This window comes from Pseudomonas sp. OF001 (assembly GCF_904426495.1).
In the GTDB taxonomy this organism is placed as follows: Bacteria; Pseudomonadota; Gammaproteobacteria; order Pseudomonadales; family Pseudomonadaceae; genus Geopseudomonas.
In genome coordinates this window covers 1-3286 of record NZ_CAJGBM010000046.1, presented here as the reverse complement: position 1 = coordinate 3286, position 3286 = coordinate 1, and the positions used below count along the sequence as shown (strand labels likewise).

The following is a 3286-nucleotide window of genomic DNA, read 5'->3' as shown; positions in this document are numbered from 1 at the left end:
CTTGCTGGAATTAGCGAAGGAAACATGCACCAGCAGTAGGTGAAGCATCAACCAGATAATCCGATGAGATGCCGGTCTGTCTCACTCTCATGCAAAGGTAAGATCAACCATTTAATCCGCTTACCCATATTTTTCTCGGCAGGGACAAAACCTTAAGCGGCATCGACCAGAAAGACTGGAATCCCACCAAGGAAAAATTCTACTCCGCCGTCACCAGCAAGAACGAAGCCCAGCTGAAGTCCTACTGGTCGGGCCTGGTATTCACCGGTAAGGGCCAGCCCCTGCCGGCCGAAGCCGGCGACTCGGCGGTTGTAGCCAAAGTCGCCGCCGAAGCCGACGCTATCGGCTATGTCGACAGCGCCGCGGTCAATGATTCAGTGAAGGTGCTGTTCACCCTGCCCTGACACATTTTGTGTTTTGGTTTGCGGCCCTGAGAGACTCTGGCGCGATGTAGCACTTAATGGCTGCAGCGTTTCCCCCAGCCCCAATCTTTAAGACGCCCGGTGCAGCGCATCGGGCGGTTTGTGTATTCAGAACGAGGTTGAGGCTGCTCAAACTTTGGGGATGCCGCGATTAGCAATGTCTGGACGCCGTCAGCATGTTTCATTCACTTTAGCGAGGCAGCCGCTTGTTCGCTTTGATCACCGTTGCGCTATGCAGGCTCAGTCGCTTCGGTTGTATGGCATGCCAGTGCGGTCCCGACGCTGGTAATGGCAATACTAAACCGACATCTAATTCAGCCCGCTGCCCCTACTCACCACTGGCTGCAGAAGCTCAAGCAGCAGTTGCCTATGCGCCTCCCGCAACTGTACAAGCGATATTGACGGGTCGCCTCTGGATAACATTGAAGAGTTCAGCCATAGCAATGCGGGAGCGAGCGCCAGCGGGAAAAAGTGCTCGGTCAAGACACCTGGGCGAATGACCCCGCGTTCTATGTTGCGCTGGATGATGAGCTGCGCCCGCTCCCGTAATCCGCGCGCAACTTCCTCTCGCCAATGCCGGACCAGTGCAGGTGCTCTGGCACTTTCGGCTAGGAGCAGTCGGTAGACCGATATGGTAGCGGGGGAGTCAAACGTCGCGTACAGGCGATCAAGGTACACGTCTACTAGCTCCGGCAAAGTCAAATCTTCGTCCGGGAGCCAGCCTTGGAAATCGCAAAGCTGCTTGGTCATACGTTCGAGCAAGGCATGAAAGATCTCTTCCTTGCTTTTAAAGTGCGCGTAAATTCCTGCCTTTGACATTCCCGCGCATTCCGCTAGACGCTCCATCGACACGGCGTTGTATGTCCGATCCGAGAATTCAACCAGAGCCGCGTCCAATATTTCCTCTTTCCTAGCTGCCGAGGACAAGTAGCGGCGCTTCTCTGTGACGACGTCTTCTTTCCTGGCTGGCATTCCAAGCCCCTTTCCAAATTTGAAAAATGGCGGTTGCAGAGTCTGAGTGCAACACCGTTATTGAATTGAAGCAGGCGCATCATGCCGGATCGCCATGGCTTCCTGCATCACCTTGCCGATGATTTCGATCGGGCATTTGAAGTCAAAGCGTTTGCGTGGACGCATGTTCAGCTGCAGTGCAATGGCATCCAGCTGTTCCTGGCTGTGTACCGACAGGTCCGTGCCCTTGGGCAGGTACTGGCGGATGAGGCCGTTGATATTTTCGTTGCTACCGCGCTGCCAAGGGCTGTGCGGGTCGCAGAAGTAGATCGCCACGCCGGTCTGCTGGGTGATCTCGGCGTGGCGTGCCATCTCCCGGCCCTGGTCGTAGGTCATGCTCTTGCGCATCGCCAGCGGCATGCGATTGAGCGCCGCGCTGAAGCCTTCCATAGCCGAGGTCGCCGTCGCGTCGTTCATCTTGATCAGCATCAGGTAGCCGCTGGTGCGCTCCACCAGCGTGCCCACGGACGAGGCATTGGCCTTGCCCTTGATCAGGTCGCCTTCCCAGTGACCGGGCATCAGGCGGTCTTCAATCTCCGGCGGGCGCACGTGAATGCTGACCATGTCGGGGATCTGGCCGCGCCGATCCACACCGCCAGAGCGCGGCCTGCGAGCCGTCTTGCCTTGGCGCAGACAGATGATCAGCTCCTTGCGCAGCTCACCCACGGGCAGGGCGTAGATCGCGTTGTAGATCGTCTCGCGGCAGACGTAGGCATCTCTAAGATTGGGTAGGTTCATGCTGCGCAGCTTGCCGGCAATCTGCTCGGGAGACAAATACTCACGCAGCATGTAAGCCACCAACTCGAAGCGTTCATTGCCGGGCACCAGCTTGCGCTCAGGCCGACAGACCTGGCGCCGAGTCCTCATCCGCTGCTGCGCTCCGGGGGCCGAGTAGACGCCGCTGGTCTCTCGATTGCGCTTCAGCTCCCGGCTGATGGTCGAGGGGGATCGCTTGATCAACAGGGCAATCCTGCGCAGGCTGAAGCCTTGAGCTTGACCGAGTTGAATGGTGACGCGCTCTTCAACGCTGAGTTCGGAATAGGACATAGGGGCAGCACCGTACCGGAATGGTCAGGTGTTGCACTCAGTTTTTGCGGCCGCCAATGTTCTCACGGGACGGCCACCGACTCCACCGAAAAACAACGTTGATCCCGCCCAAACAATTTCCGTCAACCGGTATCAACGAGCCGCCCCAGGGGTTGCGGAGGCGGAATTTTAGGTTCATCGCATTTTCCCGGGGAAGGCGGCCTTGATTTTCAGGAAGAAGTAATCGGCGTCCCTGAAGCCATAGGCCATGCGCTTGATCACCTTGATCCGGTTGTTCACCCCCTCCAGCAGGCTGGTGTGCATGTGGAATCGTGCACTGGCGAGGATGCCCCGGGCATAGCGCTGGAGGTTGCGGGCAAAGCGTTGTAGCGGTGCCAAGCCGCTCTCCCGGGCATGCCTCAGCCAGGTTCGCCAGCGCCGCCAGCCCTCCCGTACGCTGGGTGCGTACCAGACCTCCTTCAACGCATCCTTGAGCACATAGACCGTGGCCAGTGGCTGGTTGGCTGCCAACAACTCCTGCAGTCGAACGGCATGATCCTCCTTCAGGTTCTCCCGGTTGCGCAGCAGCAGCCAACGGCTCTGCTTGACCACTTGGCGAGCGGGCTTGTCATGGCGCAGGGCATTGGCCTGGTCTACCCGGATGCGGTCGATCACGTCACGTCCGTAGCGGGCGACCACGTGGAACAAGTCGTACACAACCTCGGCCTGAGGGCAGTGCTGTTTCACTTCCAGGTCGAAGGCCGTATTCATGTCCATCGCCACAGCCTCGATCTGCTGGCAGCGCTCACCGAGTTGCTCGAAGAACG

3 protein-coding genes and 1 pseudogene are annotated in these 3286 nt (G+C 58.4%); 1 reads left to right on the top strand and 3 read right to left on the bottom strand.

The window, feature by feature from the left end:
• Positions 1-119 precede the first annotated feature (119 nt).
• Positions 120-404 (top strand): annotated as a pseudogene (locus RA210_RS22115) (phosphate ABC transporter substrate-binding protein); the annotation flags it as partial.
• A 327-nt stretch (positions 405-731) separates the two neighbouring features.
• Here RA210_RS22115 and RA210_RS18575 read toward each other — a convergent pair.
• The 3 genes from RA210_RS18575 to RA210_RS18565 form a co-directional block, all read right to left on the bottom strand.
• On the bottom strand, positions 732-1394 hold the full coding sequence (locus RA210_RS18575) for a TetR/AcrR family transcriptional regulator (protein WP_201487604.1): 663 nt from the start codon (positions 1392-1394) through the stop codon (positions 732-734).
• A gap of 57 nt (positions 1395-1451) precedes the next feature.
• Positions 1452-2480, bottom strand: coding sequence for an IS30 family transposase (locus RA210_RS18570; RefSeq protein ID WP_201487603.1), 1029 nt, complete (start codon positions 2478-2480; stop codon positions 1452-1454).
• A 174-nt stretch (positions 2481-2654) separates the two neighbouring features.
• Positions 2655-3286: ISL3 family transposase (locus RA210_RS18565; protein ID WP_201487602.1), on the bottom strand; the 632-nt coding region annotated here is incomplete at its 5' end.

Excerpts from the sequence above, each read along its gene's own strand:
- RA210_RS18570 (WP_201487603.1), bottom strand. The coding sequence starts at position 2,480 with ATGTCCTATTCCGAACTCAGCGTTGAAGAGCGCGTCACCATTCAACTC.
- RA210_RS18575 (WP_201487604.1), bottom strand. The coding sequence starts at position 1,394 with ATGCCAGCCAGGAAAGAAGACGTCGTCACAGAGAAGCGCCGCTACTTG.